The organism is Sinorhizobium sp. CCBAU 05631 (assembly GCF_002288505.1).
GTDB lineage: Bacteria > Pseudomonadota > Alphaproteobacteria > Rhizobiales > Rhizobiaceae > Sinorhizobium > Sinorhizobium fredii_C.
This window is the reverse complement of sequence record NZ_CP023064.1, coordinates 74,066-89,940: the sequence shown is the minus strand read 5'-3', so window position 1 is coordinate 89,940 and position 15,875 is coordinate 74,066. Positions and strand designations below refer to the sequence as shown.

Here is a 15,875-nt window from a genome sequence, read left to right as displayed (position 1 = left end):
TGTTGGGAGATGCCCGGCAGGGCAGAGGGGGTATCACACCCGTTCTCCCGAGTTTCGACGCTCCAATCTGAGCGGATTGCTCTCTACCGAGGTCAGGTCTTGGCGCTCGAATTCGGATTGTGCTTGTCCTTTTCGGTGACGGGACCTTTCGAGGCCTTGGAGCCGCCACCCCACTCCTGCGTCTTGCGGGCCTGATCCCCGCCCGTCTTGCCAGGCTGGCTTTTCTTGGCGGTGCCGCTTTCTTCCTTGTTCTTCGGGCGATCCGGTTTCTTTTCCATTCGAGGCTCCATCCATTGTCTCTGGTATTCGCCCCGAACCGTCGAGCGGCCGATCGGTTCCGGCGTTGCCGGACTTGCCACACGCGAAGAAAAGCCCCGGAACGCGGGGCGTTCCGGGGCCATCTGGTCGCCTGACCGGGAGAAAGAAATCAGGCGGCCGCTACTTTTTTCGAAATGCGCGCCCATTCCGGGATCCAGTCGCGATGGGCGACGAGCAGATCGTCTACGAGTGACCAGATCTGGTCGAGGTCGAGCTCGGCAGCGGTATGCGGATCCATCATCGCCGCGTGGTAGAGATGCTCGCGGTTCTCGGTGACGAGCGCCTGGACCGTCAGCTCCTGGACGTTGATGTTGGTGCGGATCAACGCGGTGAGCTGCGGCGGCAGCGCGCCGATATAGGTCGGCTGGATGCCGGAGGCGTCCACCAGGCACGGCACCTCCGCGGCGCAGTTCTCCGGCAGCGAGGTGATGCAGCCGTTGTTCCTGAGGTTGCCGTAGATCACCGAAGGCTCGCCGGTCCAGACCGAGTTCATGATCGACGAGGCGTATTCGTGGCTTTCGGCCACCTCGATCGTCTCGGCCTCCTTGAAGGCGGCAGCCTGGCCTTTCCAGCGCTCGATCTGCTCGATGCAGCGCTTCGGATATTCATCGAGCGGGATGCCGAATTTCTCAATGAGGTCGGGGCGGCCGTCCTTGATGAAATAGGGCGTGTATTCGGCGAAGTGCTCCGAGCTCTCGGTGACGAAATAGCCGAGCCGGGTCAGCATCTCGTAGCGCACCTTGTTGGGGCAGCGCGGGTTCCAATGGCTGGGTTTCGGGAAACGGCCTTCGCGATAGCCGCGGATCAGCTCCGGATAGAGGTCGCGATAGCTGCCGTCCTTCTGGCGATGCTCGAACTTGAGATAAAACGCCATGTGGTTGATGCCGGCGGCACGATAGCGGATTTCGTCCAGCGGAATGTCCAGGTCGCGGGCAAGCTCGAACGCCGTTCCCTGCACTGAATGGCAGAGGCCGACCTGCTTGATCGTCGGGTATTTTTCGGCGATCGCCCAGGTGTTGATCGCCATCGGGTTGACATATTGCAAGAGGATCGCCTCCGGGCAGACGGCAAGCATGTCCTCGCAGATCTTCCACAGATGCGGCACGGTTCGAAGCCCGCGCATGATGCCGCCGACGCCGAGCGTGTCGGCGATCGTCTGGCGCAGCCCGTATTTCTTCGGCACCTCGAAATCGGTGACCGTGCAGGGCTCGTAGCCGCCGATCTGGAAGGCGACGACGACGAAATCGGCCCCTTCGAGCGCCTTCAGCTGGTTGGAAAAGGTTTCGATCTTCGCCTTGACGCCGAGGGTGCGCACCAGCTTGCCGGCCACGATCTCGCTTTCGGCAAGGCGTTCCGGATTCAAATCCATCAGCCCGATGGTCGCGGCAGAAAGCGCCGGCCGCTGCAATACGTCGCCGATGATGTTCTTCATGAAGACGGTCGAGCCGGCGCCGATGAAGGTGATCTTGGGTTGTCTGGTCATGGAAAGCCTCTGTTCTTGAAAGTCACGCGGCCACTTCGAAGGCGGCTCTGACGAGCCGCTCCGTATAGGCAGTCTTGGGATTGGAAAGAATTTCGTTCACCGGCCCCTCCTCGACGATCTTGCCGTGCTGCATGACCACCACCCGGTGGCAGAGCGCGCGCACGACCTTCAGGTCGTGGGAGATGAAGAGATAGCTCAAGCCCCGCTCGTCCTGCAGCTTGCGCAGGAGCTCGATGATCTGGGCCTGCACCGAGAGGTCGAGAGCAGAAGTCGGTTCGTCAAGCAGGATGAATTCCGGCTCGAGCGCGATCGCCCGGGCAATCGCGATGCGCTGGCGCTGGCCGCCGGAAAATTCGTGCGGGAAGCGCGACAGGATGTTGGGGGGCATGCCGGCGCTGACGAGCGCGTCCTGGACACGCGCAAGCCTATCCCTGCGATTCTCGCCGAGGCCGTTGACGATCAGTCCTTCCTCGATGATCTGGCCGATCGACATGCGCGGATTGAGCGAGGCGAAGGGGTCCTGGAAGACGACCTGGATGCGCGAACGCAGCGGCCGCATGCCCTTGCGGTTCTTGCCGTGGATCGGCTGACCGTCGAAATAGATCTCGCCGCCGTCGGTGTTGATCAGCCGGATCAGTGCCTGGCCAAAGGTCGTCTTGCCGGAGCCCGACTCCCCGACGAGGCCGAGCGTCTCGTGCCGTCGCAAATTGAGGCTGAGGCTGTCGACCGCGACCAGCTCCTTCAGCTCCGGCTTGAAGAAGCCGCCCTTCTTCAGCATGAAGGAGACCCGAACGTTCCGCCCGTCGAGCATGATCGGCGCATTGTCCGGCAGCGGCTTGGCCGATCCCGTCGGCTCCGAGGCAAGCAGCCGCCGCGTATAGGCATGCTGCGGGTTGGCGAAGAGCGCCTCCGTGGTGTTGTGCTCCTTCACCTCGCCGAGCTGCATCACATAGACATAGTCGGAGAATTGCCTGACCACCGTCAGATCGTGGGTGATGAGGATCACCGCCATGCCGAGTTCCTGCTGCAGCTTGCGGATCAGGTTGAGGATCTGCGCCTGCACGGTAACGTCGAGCGCCGTCGTCGGCTCGTCGGCGATCAAGACATCCGGATCGTTAGCAAGCGCCATGGCGATCATCACGCGCTGGCGCTGGCCGCCGGAAAGCTGGTGCGGATACTGGTTGAGCCGCGCCTCCGGGTCGGGGATCTGCACGTGGCGCAGCAGTTCGAGCGCCCGCTCGGCGGCGGCGCGGCGGCTCATGCGGCGATGCGCCCGGATCGCTTCGATGATCTGGCTGCCGATCGTATAGACCGGGTTTAGCGAGCTCATCGGCTCCTGGAAGATCATCGAGATGCGGTCGCCGCGCAGCGCCCGGCGCTGCCGCTTCGAGAATTTCAGCACGTCCTTGCCGTCATAGTCGATGCGCGAATGCGAGGCGATCGTGGCGCGCTTGGAAAGAAGCCCCATGATGGTGCGCGCCGTCACCGACTTGCCCGAACCGGATTCCCCGACGATTGCCACCGTCTCGCCTCGATAGAGCTGGAAGGAGACGTCCTTCACCGCCTCGACCGTGCCGTTCTCGACCTTGAAGGTGACGGCCACCTTGCGGGCATCGATGACCGGCCGCGCGTCCTTGGTATGGCGGTCGCGCCGTTCTTCCGGTGCCGGCACAATGGATTCGACTGTTGCCATCGGCGTGCTCCTCAATAGGGGTCGATTGCGTCGCGCAGGCCGTCGCCGAGCGCATTGAAGGCGAAGACGGTGACGAGCACGAAGGCGACGGGCGAGAGGATCCACGGATAGGAGCCGATCGCCGAATAGTTCGCCGTATCCTGCAGCATCAGCCCCCAGGAAATGAGCGGCGGCTTGACCGCAAAGCCGAGGAAGCCGAGAAAGGACTCGAGCAGCACCACCTGCGGAATGGCGAGCGTCACGGCGACGATCACATGGCTCATCACGTTCGGGAAAATGTGCTGGAAGATGATCCGCCGGTCGGTTGCGCCGATGGCGATCGCCGCCCGCACATAGTCGATCCGTGCCAGAGCCAGCGTCTTGCCGCGCACCTCGCGCGACATCTGCGCCCAGCCGAGCGCCGACATGACGATAATGACGAAGGCGAGGAAGACATTGGTCGGTGCCGTCACCGGGATCAGCGAGGCGAGCGCCAGATAGAGCGGCAGTTGCGGGAAGGCTAGCACCAGCTCGACGAAGCGCTGCACCCAGGCATCGAAACGCCCGCCGAAATAGCCCGACACCATGCCGACCGTGGTGCCGACCACGGTGACGATCGAGACCACCGTCAGCGCGATGATCAGCGAGATGCGCGAGCCGTAGAAGATGCGCGACAGCACGTCGCGGCCGAACTTGTCGGTGCCAAGCAGATGCACCGGCGTGCCGTCGACGGCGCCGAAGAGATGGCGCTCGGCCGGAATCAGCCCGAAGAGCCTGTAGGGGGCGCCCTTCACAAAGAAGCCGAGGAGCTGCGGATTGTCGAAGTCGGGACCGATCATCGGCTGGAAGGTGATCGGGTCGAGCTCTTCCCCCTCCCGAAGTGGATAGCTCCTCGGTGGGAAAACGAAGTTGCCGTCCTTGTCGCGGAAGCTGATCGCCTGCGGCGGCGCGAAGGCGACCCCGGTCGCCTTCGGATCGACCGGCGACAGGAAATCGGCAAAGATCGCCATGAGGACCAGCAGGCTGACGAGGATCAGGCCGAGCAGGCCGGTCCAGGAGCGCTTCAGCCGCCGCCAGACGAGGGCGGTATAGCTCTCGTGGTGATGCTTCTCCTCCGGGTGCATGGCGACCGGTACGGTGCTGTGGGCTTCGATGGTCATGCGTAGGCCCCTCCTCCCATGCGCACGCGCGGATCGAGCGCGGCGAGCAGCATGTCGGCGATGATGTTGCCGACGATCAGCGTTGCCGAGAGCACCAGCATGAAGGTCGCGGTAACATAGACGTCGCCCACCCACATGGAGCCGACGATCGCCGGCCCGACGGTCGGCAGCGCGAAGATGATCGCCGTCTCGATCTCGCCGGTCAGCATGTAGGGAAGCACGACGCCCTGATACATGATGAGCGGATGCAGCGCGTTCGGAACGGCGTGCCGCATGACGACGGCGCCTTCGCTCAGGCCTTTCGCGCGGGCCGTCTCGACATATTGCGCGTTCAGCGTGTCGAGCAGGTTGCCGCGCATGACGCGCATATTGTAGGCGAGCCCGCCGAAGGTGGCGATCGCCACGACCGGCCAGACATGCTTCACCAGGTCGACGAACTTGTCCCAGGACCAGGGCGCGCCGCCATAGCGGGCCGAATGGAAGCTGTTGATCTCGCTCACATTGAAATGGAAGACGAGGATATAGACGATGATCAGCGCCATTAGGAAGCGCGGCACCGTCATGCCGAGGAAGGAGACGGTCGAAAGCAGGCTGTCGACCCATGAATATTGCCTCGTCGCGGCGAGAATGCCGAAGCCGATGCCGATCACCGACGCAAGAATGTGGCAGACGAGCGCCAGCGCTAGCGTGCGCGGCAGGCGCTCGCCGACGACGTCGGCAACCGGCTTGTTGTAGTAGAGGCTGTGGCCGAAATCGCCGCGCGTCACGATACCGGTCACCCAGTTGACGTATTGGAGCGGCAGCGGCTTATCGAGGCCGTGCTCCTTGCGATAGGCCTGCGCCTGGGCGTCGGCTTCTTCGAAGGAGGCGCCGCCCTGGTTGATCAGCTGCGAGCGGATATAGTCGCTATAGTCGCCGGGTGGCGCCTGGATGATGGCGAAGGTCACCACGCTCAGGACGAACAGCACCGGAATGGCAGAGGCGACGCGGACCAGCAGAAATCTGAACATGGCCGTTTCCTTCTGTCGGTTTTCCATTGGCGGTGCCGGCACGGCCGGCCACGCCAGGGAGTGAAGGGCTATCCTCCCGGCCCATAAGGTCAGGGCCGGGAGAGACGATCATGTTCAGTTGCTCGGGCCGCTTTCGCCGGGCTTGCCGGGAAGCTGCTCGGCATAGAGCTCGTAGTCGCCCTGCTTGTCGGCCGGTACGAAGACCCGCTCGCGGATGATCGTGTCCTCGGCCCAGTTGAACATGAAGATCGGCGCTCCAGGAGGAATGTTCGAGAACCGCTTGTTGATGACCAGCGCCCCCGGATATTCGGTGAGCCCGACGGTATCGACATTCTCCGTCGAGACCTTCTGGAACTGCTTCATCAGATCGGCGCGCGCCTCGTTGTCGTTGCTCGCGATGAACTTGTTGACGATGTCGACGAGTTCCTGCTCGTAGGGCATGAGGTCGACCTTGCCGCTTTCCGGCGCGCGGTGGTGCCAGCTGGTGCGCGGGCCGGTCGGAGCGAGCTGCGTCGTGTTCTGCACAACGGAGGTCAGCTCCTGGTCGTTGCGGCGGATCAGCCAGTCGAATTTGCCCGCATACTGTGTCGCGTCACGCTTGGTGCCGTCGACCGAGTTCAGGACCACCTTGAGCCCGAGCTGCTCCATCTGGCCGATCAGGCCTTCCGCAAGGTTGCGGTCGGTGCCGTAGTCGGAGTTGACGAGCATCACGATCTGCACGTCGGCGCCGCCGGCGGTGCCTTCAGGGAAGTTGACGAAGCCGTTACCGTCCGTGTCCTTGAGACCGACCTTTTCGAGGAGCGCCTTGGCGCCTTCGAGGTCGAAAGGATAGTAAATGGTCGAGTTCCGGTCATAGAAGCTCGTGCCGGAGGAAAGCCCGCCCGGATAGATCGCCGTGAAGGGGCCCTTCACCAGCGCTTCGCCGAGCTTCTTGCGATCAACCGCCATGGTGACGGCCTTGCGGAAATCCAGGTTACGGTTGAGTTCGCGGACCGCCTGGGCACGTTCGTCCGGTTCTCCCCAGCCATTGGCCGAGTAGTTCATGCGCAGATTGTAGCCGATGACACGGGGGCCGAAGGCGAGCCGAGCCGGTGCCTTTTCATCTGCGGCGCGCTTCAGCGATTCGACGAAGTTTTCCGGCTGCTCTAGGTTGGAGAAATCGCCGGATCCAGCGATCGCCTGCACGTCGCGGTCGGCCCAGGTCGACAGCTTGTAGTGCACTTCGTTGAGATAGGGTAGCTGGTTGCCGGCCTCGTCGACCTTCCAATAGTAGGGATTTCGGCGCAGCACGATGATGTCGTCCGGCCGGTAGGCGACCGGGACCCAGGCGCCCATCACCGGAATGTTCATATATTCCGGCGGGAAGCCGTTCTTGTACTGGTCGTAGGTCGTGCCGGCATATTTCGGATGCTTCGTCTTCAGGATATGCGACGGGCCGGGGCAGAAGGTGCCATAGGCCATGGCGTAGAGATGCTGGCGCGGGAAGGCATCCTTGAAGGTCCATTCGACCGTGTACTGGTCGATTTTCTTGAGCGTCGTTCCTTCGCCGAAGGTCTCGGGCGTCGCGCCGTTCAGCGGCGATACATTCGGATCGACGACATTGTCATCCCAGTAGAACATCACGTCGTCGGCGTCAAAGGGATCGCCGTCCGACCATTTCGCACCTTCGATCAGGTGCATGATAAGCTTGTGGCCATCCTCAGACCACTCCCAGCTTCTGGCGAGGTTCGGCAGCGGCTCGACGTCGCTGGCTTCCACCTGGTAAAGCGGCGCGGTGCGCGTCAGGCATTCCGACATGCCGATGTCGATGCCGCCCCAGCCCTGGGTCTGGCCGGCGCTGTAGTTCCAGCCCTCGGGACGGCCGCCGATGACGTGGCGCATGACGTCGCCATAGACCCCCGTGCCGTCCGGCATGTTGCCGGCCTTGAAGACCATCGGCTCCTTCGGCAGGCGCTCGGCGACGGGCGGCAGCTTGCCGGTCTTGACGAATTTCTCGGTTACCCATTCCGGCTCTTTGTATTCGGGCAAAGCCTTGAACTCGAGAATGGAGTCGCGCGCCACATAGGTAATCTCGCCCTGCGCCGGCACCGGCGGCTGCTCGGGCACCACGGTCGGTTCGGATGCGAAGGCCTGCACGGCGAAGGCGGATATGCCGATCAACAGGCTTGCCGTTGTTGTCAGTCGATGCGTTTTCATTGCCTCAGGTTCTCCCTCCTGTGTTCGCCACGCCGGGACGGGTGGCGCTCCTCCTTGGCCACGTGCACCGCGTCTCCTCACGCGGATGTGCTCGGGGCGTTATTTCAATAGGGCCGCTGGTTACCGGTTTCGGTCCGGGATCGCCCCTCATCCGGCCTGCCGGCCACCTTCTCCCCGCAGGCGGGGCGAAGGAGAGTCGCGGCGCCGGATCAGGTCCCCCTCTCCTCGCCTAGGAGAGGGTTAGGGTGAGGGGCGTCCACAAGCCAGAGATGGCCGCTGTCACCATCATTCAAGTCTCCGACGCCTACCCGGCGGCGCGCAGCTTCGCGGCTTCCTTCTCGGCGCGGATTTCCTCGATGGAGCGCACCTCGCGCCGGGCGGCACCCGTCCACTCGCGGGTCTTCACCGTCGACCGGGCAAGCCGATCCTTTGCCGCCTCGACGGCATGGGCGTATTGAGGCAGCCACTCAGCCTGGGCAACGACCATTTCGTCGACCATCTGCCAGACCTCCTCCGGCGTGCAGATCGCGCCGACCAGCGGATCGTGCAGCACCGCCAGCTTCAGAAGATCGATGTCGCCGGTGATCGCCGCATGGACGGACATGCGCTGGACATTGATCGACGAGATGCAGGTGGCGGCACAGGCCTCGGGAAGCGTGATGCCGGACACCATGTTAATGCCGAAACGATCGACGAAGCCAGGAGATTCGATGATCGCATCGGCCGGCAGGTTGGTGATCACGCCGTTGTTCTTGAGGTTGAAATGACCGCGATAGACACGGCCCGTCTCCAGCGCCTCCAGGATATGGCTTGCGTGTTCGTTCGAGCGCTTGATCGTATCGAGCGGCTTGCCTGCCTCCTCGAGGAAGCGCGGATATTCCGTCTCGAACCAGTTGCGGGTCTCGGTCGAATAGCGCAGATAGCCGCCGGTCTCGCCATGGATCCAGTCCGACATGTCGATCCACTTCGTGATCTCGTCCGGCCGCTTGCGGTACCAGGGCAGATATTCGGAAAGATGGCCGTTGCTTTCCGTCGAATAGACGCCGAAGCGCTTCAACACATCGATCCTGAGCTTTTCCTGCCTGGAGAAGACCGGATGCGCCTCGAAGGCGGCGACGAGTTCGTCCTTGCGGATCTTGCGGCCGTTCAAACGAACGTCGATGAACCAGGTCTGGTGGTTTATGCCGGAGCAGACATAGTCGAGCTCGCCCTCCTTGGCGCCGAGGATTTCGGCAATCTGCTCGGCGCCATGCTGGACGCCGTGGCAGAGGCCGACGGTGTCGACCTTGCCGTATTCGATCGCCGCCCAGGTGTTCATCGCCATCGGGTTGGCATAGTTCAGAAACTTGGCGCCCGGCTCTGCCACCTCGCGGATGTCCTTGCAGAAGTCGAGGATCACCGGAACGTTGCGCTGGCCGTAGAGGATGCCGCCGGCACAGATCGTGTCGCCGACGCACTGGTCGACTCCGTATTTCAGCGGAATGCGGATGTCGTCCGCATAGGCCTCGAGCCCGCCGACCCGAACGCAGCTGATGATGTAGCGGGCGCCTTCCAGCGCCTTGCGCCGATCGGTGGTTGCGGTGACCCGTGTCGGCAGTCCGTTCGCCTCGACGATCCGGTCGAGGATCGTCTTGATCATGCCGAGATTATGCTCGCTCAGATCCGTCAAGGCGAACTCGACGTCGCGGAGCTCCGATACGGACAGGATATCGGTGAAAAGCTTCTTGGTAAAACCGACGCTGCCGGCGCCGATAATGGCGATCTTGAAGCTGCCCATTTTCGTTTATGCCTCCTCGCAATGGCGATCTTCGCGCAATAAGGGTAAAATCAATTCATCGAATTGATCCGGCCGCGACCGGCGGGCCGTCCTCACTGAAAAACCCTGTTTCAAACGCCGGTTAGCCGTGCGTCTTGCGCGATCTGTGGCCATTATGTGTATAATCCGGAGCGCGACTAGAGAGGGATTGTGCTTTCATGGGTAATTCTGTGCTGCAACAATTGATCGACCAAGGCCCGGTGATGCGGACCGTTTCACTGCCACGGGGAAGGCAGAGCCTGCACACGATGCCGACGAGCACCGGCTACGAGATCAGGACCGACGCCGGCTACGACTGGGACGGGCGAAAGCGCGGCCAGACGCCGTTCACGGTACTGCAGCACACACTCGGCGGCGCTGGAAACCTGCGCTACGAGAACCGCACCTATCGCGTGCGTGAGGGCGACACTCTGCTGCTGCTGGTCCCGCACAATCACCGCTACTGGCTGGAGGATGGCGGGCGGTGGGAGTTTTTCTGGATCTCGATGAACGGCGAGGAGGCGCTTCGCATCCACCGCGCCATCCTCGGCGTCACCGGGCCTGTTCTGAAGCTGCAGCCGGAGACAGTCGAGCACCTCGCCGACTGCAGCCAGCGGCTGATCACCGGCGGCGAGACGCCCGGCCGCGCCTCGGCGATCGCCTATGAGGCGGCAATGGCGCTCTATGACGACGTGTTCGGCTCGCACCCGGTCTTCAGCGAGGAATACCGGACGATGCATCACGTCATCGATCACATCATGGCGAACCTCGAAAAGCCGCTGCCGGTCGAGGAACTCGCCCGCGTCTCCGGCTTGAGCCGCGCCCATTTCTCGCGCGTCTTCGCCGCAAGCGAAGGCATGCCGCCCGCGGAGTTCGTGCTCCAGAAGCGGCTGCAGCGAGCGGTGAAGCTGCTGACCAAGACGGCCGACCTGCCGGTCAAGGAGGTGGCCATTCTCTCCGGCTTTGACGACCCTAATTATTTCGCCAAGGTCTTCCGCCGCGTCTTCGGCGCGAGCCCGACCGAGTTCCGCACCACCGGCATGTATGCGAGCGTGCCGGCCAAAACCCGGAAGACAAGTGAGCAGGTGACCACGCTCGTTGCTGCTTGCGATTGAAATCTGCGCGATAAAATTTTACTAAACAAGATGCGCAAAGACGCGGCTGACTGGCGGGACGTAAGAGAATGGTGACAATCAAGGAAATCGCGGCGGCCGTTGGCGTGTCGTCGGCGACCGTGTCGCGGGTCCTGAACTACGATCCGACCTTGTCGATCTCCACCCGGAAACGACAGGCGATCATCGAAACCGCCGAAGCGCTGAACTATGCGACGCCGCGCAACCGCAGCCGGGCAGCCGCTCAAGGCCTCGGCGTCGGGTTGAAGATTGCGCTCGTGCATTTCCTCGAACCGGCCCAGGAACTGGCCGACCCCTATTATGTCGGCGTGCGGCTCGGCATCGAGAGCCGCTGCCAGGCCCTTAAAAGCGAGATCGTCAAGATCGTCCACACGGGAAGCCCTCCGGAAGCGGCGATCCTTGAGGCGGCCTCCGGCGTTGTTGCCGTCGGCCACTACTATGGCGAGGCGCTCGAATGGCTGCGCCGCCACAGCCGCCATCTCGTCTTTGCCGACTACGCGCCGGCGGGCGACACCGACGACAGCGTCCTGAGCGACGTCGCGATGTCCATGACCCGGCTGCTCGGCGCGGTGCACGCCATGGGCTATCGCCGGATCGGCTTCATCGGTTGGATCGACGCGTTTCACGAGCCCGAAAACATTTATTCGGAGCGTCGCTGCCGCACCTATATCGAGTGGATGACGAAGGCCGGGCTCTTCGATCCGGATCTGTGCCTCGTCGAACGGATGACACCCGATAGCGGCTACGCGCTCGCCAGGGCGATGCTGTCGAATCCCAACCCGCCGAAGGTGCTGATCACCTGCAACGACAACATGGCACTCGGCGCCTATCGGGCGATTCACGAGATGGGCCTGAGAATCCCCGAGGATGTGGCGGTCGCGAGTTTCAACGATATTCCGGTGGCGCAGTTCCTCGGGCCGCCGCTGACCACCGTCAAGATTCCGGCCGAACTGATCGGCGAAACCGCCGTCGACCTGCTCCTCGAGCGGCTGTCCGGACGTGAGGTCGCCAAGAAGGTGGTCCTCGGCACCGAGATCGTCTGGCGCGGCAGCACGCCGGCGCCGGTCGAGGCCCGGATGGCGGTCGGCGCGCTCTAAAAGTCCCAGGGGGAAATCAGATCCAGTCCGGTCGTCGCAAAATTCGCGAGATTGCGCGTCGCCAAGCGGCCGCCATTCACCCTGGCGATAGCGGCGATCAACCCGTCAGACGCGGACATAACGCGACCTTGCCTCGACGCCGTACCCATGATCTCGCCGTAGCCATTGCCGCCTCTTCCGTCAGGCCGAATATCCGGTCGGCGAAGCGCTGCCGCCAGTCGGCGAGGCCTTGCTGCAGGCGCTCAGCGCGTTGATCCGGCATTATCTTTTGAATGCCGCAGGCGATTTCGGCGATCGTCACGGTCGGGAGAGCCAACTCCGCATCGTAGCGGACGAGCCAGGCGATCACCGCCTCGGAGGGGGTTTTGCGCAGCGTTTCCGAGATGACGTTTGTGTCTACGAGGATCAAAGCTCGAGACCCGTGTGAGGCTTGCGCCCGTCCTTGATCACGGCCTCGAGGTCGAGGTCTGTACCGTAGTTCTTGGACAAGCGCGCATAGAAGGCACCTGCAGGCTCTCGGCCCGCCTCTCTGATTTCATATAATTCGAGAGCACGCTCGACAATGTCGGCGATCGAGCGGTTTTCTCGGCGTGCGAGGCGGTGCGCCAGATCACGCGCCTTTGCACTGCGTACCGAAAGCTGCGGAGCGGCCATGGTTGGTGCTGCCTTGGTGTCTTAGACAAGCACCTCTTAGGCACTTCAAATCTTCCAAGTAAATATTTACTGAAAATCTTGCATCACTCTCGATTTTAGGAAATACTCCGCCTCCGGAGACAGGGAGGAACTGTCTCGGGGAACGAACCTTGAGGGAGGAAATTCATGGATATTTTCGCGCGCGGCCATCTGTCGCGGATCGCCGCTCTTGCGCTCGCAAGCGCCAGCTTGCTCGCGGTCACCGCCGCCGAGGCCAAGGAAATCACCATCTGGTGCTGGGATCCGAACTTCAACGTCGCGATCATGAAGGAAGCCGGCGCTCGCTATACCAAGACGCATCCGGACGTCACCTTCAACGTCGTCGATTTCGCCAAGACCGACGTCGAGCAGAAGCTACAGACCGGCCTTGCCTCCGGCACCGCCGACGCCTTGCCAGACATTGTGCTGATCGAGGACTACGGCGCGCAGAAATACCTGCAATCCTTCCCCGGCGCCTTTGCGGCCCTCTCCGGCACCGTCGACTATTCCGGTTTCGCTCCCTACAAGGTGGAGGCGATGACCGTCGACGGCCGGGTCTACGGCATGCCCTTCGATTCGGGCGTCACCGGCCTCTATTACCGCAAGGACTATCTCGAGCAGGCCGGTTTCAAGCCGGAAGATATGCAGAACATCACCTGGGATCGGTTCATCGAGATCGGCAAGGAAATCGAGGCGAAGACCGGCAAGAAGATGATGGGTCTCGACCCGAACGATGCCGGTCTCGTCCGGATCATCACGCAATCGGCCGGCCAATGGTATTTCGACAAGGAAGGCAAGCCGAACATCACCGGCAACGCGGCGCTTAAGGCGGCGCTCGAGACGGTCGGCAAGATCATGTCGGCCAATATCTACAAGCCGGCGAACGGCTGGTCCGACTGGGTCGGCACCTTCACCTCGGGCGACGTCGCCACCGTCGTCACCGGGGTGTGGATCACCGGCACTGTCAAGGCGCAGCCGGACCAGGCTGGCAAATGGGGCGTCGCTCCGATCCCGGCCCTGTCGATCGAGGGCGCGACGCATGCCTCGAACCTCGGCGGATCGAGCTGGTACGTGCTCGAAAGCTCCGCGGAAAAGGCCGAGGCGATCGATTTCCTCAACGAAATCTACGGCAAGGACATCGATTTCTACCAGAAGATCCTCCAGGACCGCGGCGCCGTCGGCTCGCTGCTCGCAGCCCGTAGCGGCCCGGCCTACGAGGCGGCCGATCCCTTCTTCGGCGGCGAGAAGGTCTGGCAGAACTTTTCCGATTGGCTCGCCAAGGTGCCGTCGGTGAACTACGGCGTCTTCACCAACGAGGCGGATCTCGCCGTCACGGCGCAGCTGCCGGCGCTGACCCAGGGCATGCCGGTAGACGAAGCACTGAAGGCGATCGACGCCGAAGTCGCCGGGCACATCCAGTAGCCGGGAAAGCGAGCAGGGGGCATACAGCGCCGTGCGTCTTATCAGACGCACAAAGGACGCTGTAGCTCTTTGAATTGCTTCATGTTTTATCCTTACATCGGCACGATTGAAGGAAACATGCAGGGCCTGCCGCTCTACAGTAGGCCGTGGCGGCTTAAGCCACGGCCAGTGATTCCCTGTTAATCATGAGGTTGACGATGGCTCTCGCCCGCCGCGGCGGCATCGGCCGATATTACGACGTCAACGGCTGGCTCTTCGTCGCGCCGGCGCTCGGGCTGATCGGCCTGTTCATGGTCTATCCGATCTTCTGGTCGCTCTGGATGTCCTTCCAGGCCGGCCGCGGCATGATGATGAAGTTCGCAGGCTTCGCCAACATCATCCGTCTGTGGAACGATCCGGTCTTCATCAAGGCGCTGACCAACACGATGACCTATTTCATCGTGCAGGTGCCGATCATGATCATGCTCGCTCTGATCCTGGCGTCGATCCTCAACAATCCGCGGCTCGTCGGCCGGGCGTTCTTCCGCACCGCCATTTTCCTGCCCTGCGTCACCTCGCTGGTCGCTTATGCGGTGCTCTTCAAGGGCATGTTCGCGCTCGACGGCATCGTCAATTCGACGCTTCAGGCGCTTGGAATCATCGCCTCGCCCATTCCGTGGCAGACGCATCCCTTCTGGGCGAAGGCGCTCGTCATCATTGCCATCACCTGGCGCTGGACCGGCTACAACATGATCTTCTATCTCGCGGCGCTGCAGAACATCGACAGGTCGATCTACGAGGTCGCCCGCATCGACGGCGTTCCGGCCTGGGCGCGTTTCACCCACATCACCATCCCGCTCTTGAAGCCGGTCATCCTGTTCACCACGGTGATCTCGACGATCGGCACGCTGCAGCTCTTCGACGAGGTCTATAACCTCACCGAAGGCAAGGGCGGCCCGTCGAATGCGACGCTTACCCTGTCGCTCTACATCTACAACCTGACCTTCCGCTTCATGCCGAATTTCGGCTATGCGGCGACGGTTTCCTACGTCATCGTCGTTTTCGTCGCCATCCTCGCCTTCCTGCAGTTCTTCCTGGCAAGGGAGCGCGACAAATGAGAGCGAGTCCCGCCAACATCGCCTCGGCCGTCCTGACCTATGGCTTCGTCGGGCTGATGGCCTTCCTTTCCGTCTTTCCCTTCATCTGGATGGCGCTCGGCGCCACCAATTCCTCGATCGACATCATCAAGGGCAAGCTCGCGCCGGGTGAGGCGCTGGCGACCAACATCGCCAACTTCTTCACCCTGGTGAACGTGCCGCTGGTCTTCTGGAATTCGGCGAAGGTGACCATCTTCGCGACCGTGCTCACGCTGGCCGTCTCATCGCTTGCCGGCTACGGCTTCGAGATCTTCCGCTCGCGTCACCGCGAACGCCTTTACCGGGCCATGCTGCTGACACTGATGATCCCCTTTGCGGCGCTGATGATCCCGCTCTTCATCATGATGGGCAAGATGGGCCTCATCAACACCCACATCGCCGTCGTGCTGCCGACGATCGGCTCGGCCTTCATCGTCTTCTATTTCCGTCAGAGCACCAAGGCCTTCCCCTCGGAGCTGCGCGACGCGGCGAAAGTCGACGGCCTGAAGGAATGGCAGATCTTCTTCTATATCTATGTGCCGGTGATGCGCTCGACCTATGCGGCCGCCTTCATCATCGTCTTCATGACCGCCTGGAACAACTATCTCTGGCCGCTGATCGTCCTGCAGTCGAACGAGACGAAGACAATCACGCTGGTGATCTCGTCGCTCGCCTCCGCCTATTACCCCGACTACGGCGTAGTCATGGTCGGCACGATTCTTGCGACGCTACCCACCCTCGCCGTCTTCTTCTTCATGCAACGCCAGTTCGTCCAGGGCATGCTGGGCTCAATCAAATAGGA

13 protein-coding genes and 1 pseudogene are annotated in these 15,875 nt (G+C 62.3%); 5 read left to right on the top strand and 9 right to left on the bottom strand.

The annotated features are described in order from the left end of the window. Positions 1-92: 92 nt before the first annotated feature. The 7 genes from SS05631_RS19870 to SS05631_RS19840 form a co-directional block, all read right to left on the bottom strand. Positions 93-278 carry a hypothetical protein gene (locus SS05631_RS19870; RefSeq protein WP_037421580.1) on the bottom strand — a complete coding sequence of 62 codons (186 nt, stop codon included), beginning with the start codon at positions 276-278 and terminating at the stop codon, positions 93-95. A 149-nt stretch (positions 279-427) separates the two neighbouring features. Next, the gene (locus tag SS05631_RS19865) at positions 428-1,801 is read right to left on the bottom strand and encodes an alpha-glucosidase/alpha-galactosidase (protein WP_037421577.1); all 1,374 of its coding nucleotides are present in this window, start codon (positions 1,799-1,801) and stop codon (positions 428-430) included. 22 nt (positions 1,802-1,823) lie between these two features. Continuing rightward, positions 1,824-3,494 (bottom strand): ABC transporter ATP-binding protein, encoded by a 1,671-nt coding sequence (locus SS05631_RS19860; protein ID WP_037421574.1) that lies wholly within the window; start codon positions 3,492-3,494, stop codon positions 1,824-1,826. Positions 3,495-3,505: 11 nt separating this feature from the next. Then, positions 3,506-4,633, bottom strand: coding sequence for an ABC transporter permease (locus SS05631_RS19855; RefSeq protein WP_037421570.1), 1,128 nt, complete (start codon positions 4,631-4,633; stop codon positions 3,506-3,508). Further along, positions 4,630-5,643, bottom strand: coding sequence for an ABC transporter permease (locus tag SS05631_RS19850; RefSeq protein ID WP_037421567.1), 1,014 nt, complete (start codon positions 5,641-5,643; stop codon positions 4,630-4,632). Before SS05631_RS19850 ends, SS05631_RS19855 begins: the two co-directional genes overlap by 4 nt. Before the next feature lie 114 nt (positions 5,644-5,757). After that, the gene (locus tag SS05631_RS19845; RefSeq protein WP_037421564.1) at positions 5,758-7,839 is read right to left on the bottom strand and encodes an ABC transporter substrate-binding protein; all 2,082 of its coding nucleotides are present in this window, start codon (positions 7,837-7,839) and stop codon (positions 5,758-5,760) included. 304 nt (positions 7,840-8,143) lie between these two features. Beyond that, positions 8,144-9,616, bottom strand: coding sequence for an alpha-glucosidase/alpha-galactosidase (locus SS05631_RS19840; RefSeq protein WP_037421561.1), 1,473 nt, complete (start codon positions 9,614-9,616; stop codon positions 8,144-8,146). A 197-nt stretch (positions 9,617-9,813) separates the two neighbouring features. On the opposite strand from SS05631_RS19840, the gene SS05631_RS19835 reads away from it, so the two are divergent. Together SS05631_RS19835 and SS05631_RS19830 are read left to right on the top strand one after the other, a co-directional pair. Continuing rightward, the gene (locus SS05631_RS19835) at positions 9,814-10,749 is read left to right on the top strand and encodes an AraC family transcriptional regulator (protein ID WP_037421560.1); all 936 of its coding nucleotides are present in this window, start codon (positions 9,814-9,816) and stop codon (positions 10,747-10,749) included. 68 nt (positions 10,750-10,817) lie between these two features. Further along, entirely contained in the window at positions 10,818-11,864 is a 1,047-nt protein-coding gene (locus SS05631_RS19830; protein ID WP_037421557.1) for a LacI family DNA-binding transcriptional regulator, read from the top strand. Here the strand turns inward: SS05631_RS19830 and SS05631_RS19825 are convergent. Both SS05631_RS19825 and SS05631_RS19820 read right to left on the bottom strand, forming a co-directional pair. Next, positions 11,861-12,273, bottom strand: a pseudogene (locus SS05631_RS19825) (type II toxin-antitoxin system VapC family toxin). The gene SS05631_RS19830 and the pseudogene SS05631_RS19825 overlap by 4 nt on opposite strands. Further along, positions 12,270-12,518, bottom strand: a complete 249-nt coding sequence (locus SS05631_RS19820) for a hypothetical protein (RefSeq protein ID WP_037421554.1) — start codon at positions 12,516-12,518, stop codon at positions 12,270-12,272. The pseudogene SS05631_RS19825 and the gene SS05631_RS19820 overlap by 4 nt, the downstream one beginning before the upstream one ends. Before the next feature lie 165 nt (positions 12,519-12,683). Between SS05631_RS19820 and SS05631_RS19815 the strand changes: the two genes are divergently transcribed. From SS05631_RS19815 to SS05631_RS19805, 3 genes are all read left to right on the top strand, one after another. Beyond that, positions 12,684-13,958, top strand: a complete 1,275-nt coding sequence (locus tag SS05631_RS19815; RefSeq protein ID WP_037421551.1) for a sugar ABC transporter substrate-binding protein — start codon at positions 12,684-12,686, stop codon at positions 13,956-13,958. 197 nt (positions 13,959-14,155) lie between these two features. Next, a complete protein-coding gene (locus SS05631_RS19810) occupies positions 14,156-15,055 on the top strand; it encodes a sugar ABC transporter permease (RefSeq protein WP_037421549.1) in 900 nt (299 codons plus the stop codon). Next, positions 15,052-15,873 carry a carbohydrate ABC transporter permease gene (locus tag SS05631_RS19805; protein WP_037421546.1) on the top strand — a complete coding sequence of 274 codons (822 nt, stop codon included), beginning with the start codon at positions 15,052-15,054 and terminating at the stop codon, positions 15,871-15,873. The genes SS05631_RS19810 and SS05631_RS19805 overlap by 4 nt, the downstream gene beginning before the upstream one ends. Positions 15,874-15,875 lie beyond the last annotated feature (2 nt).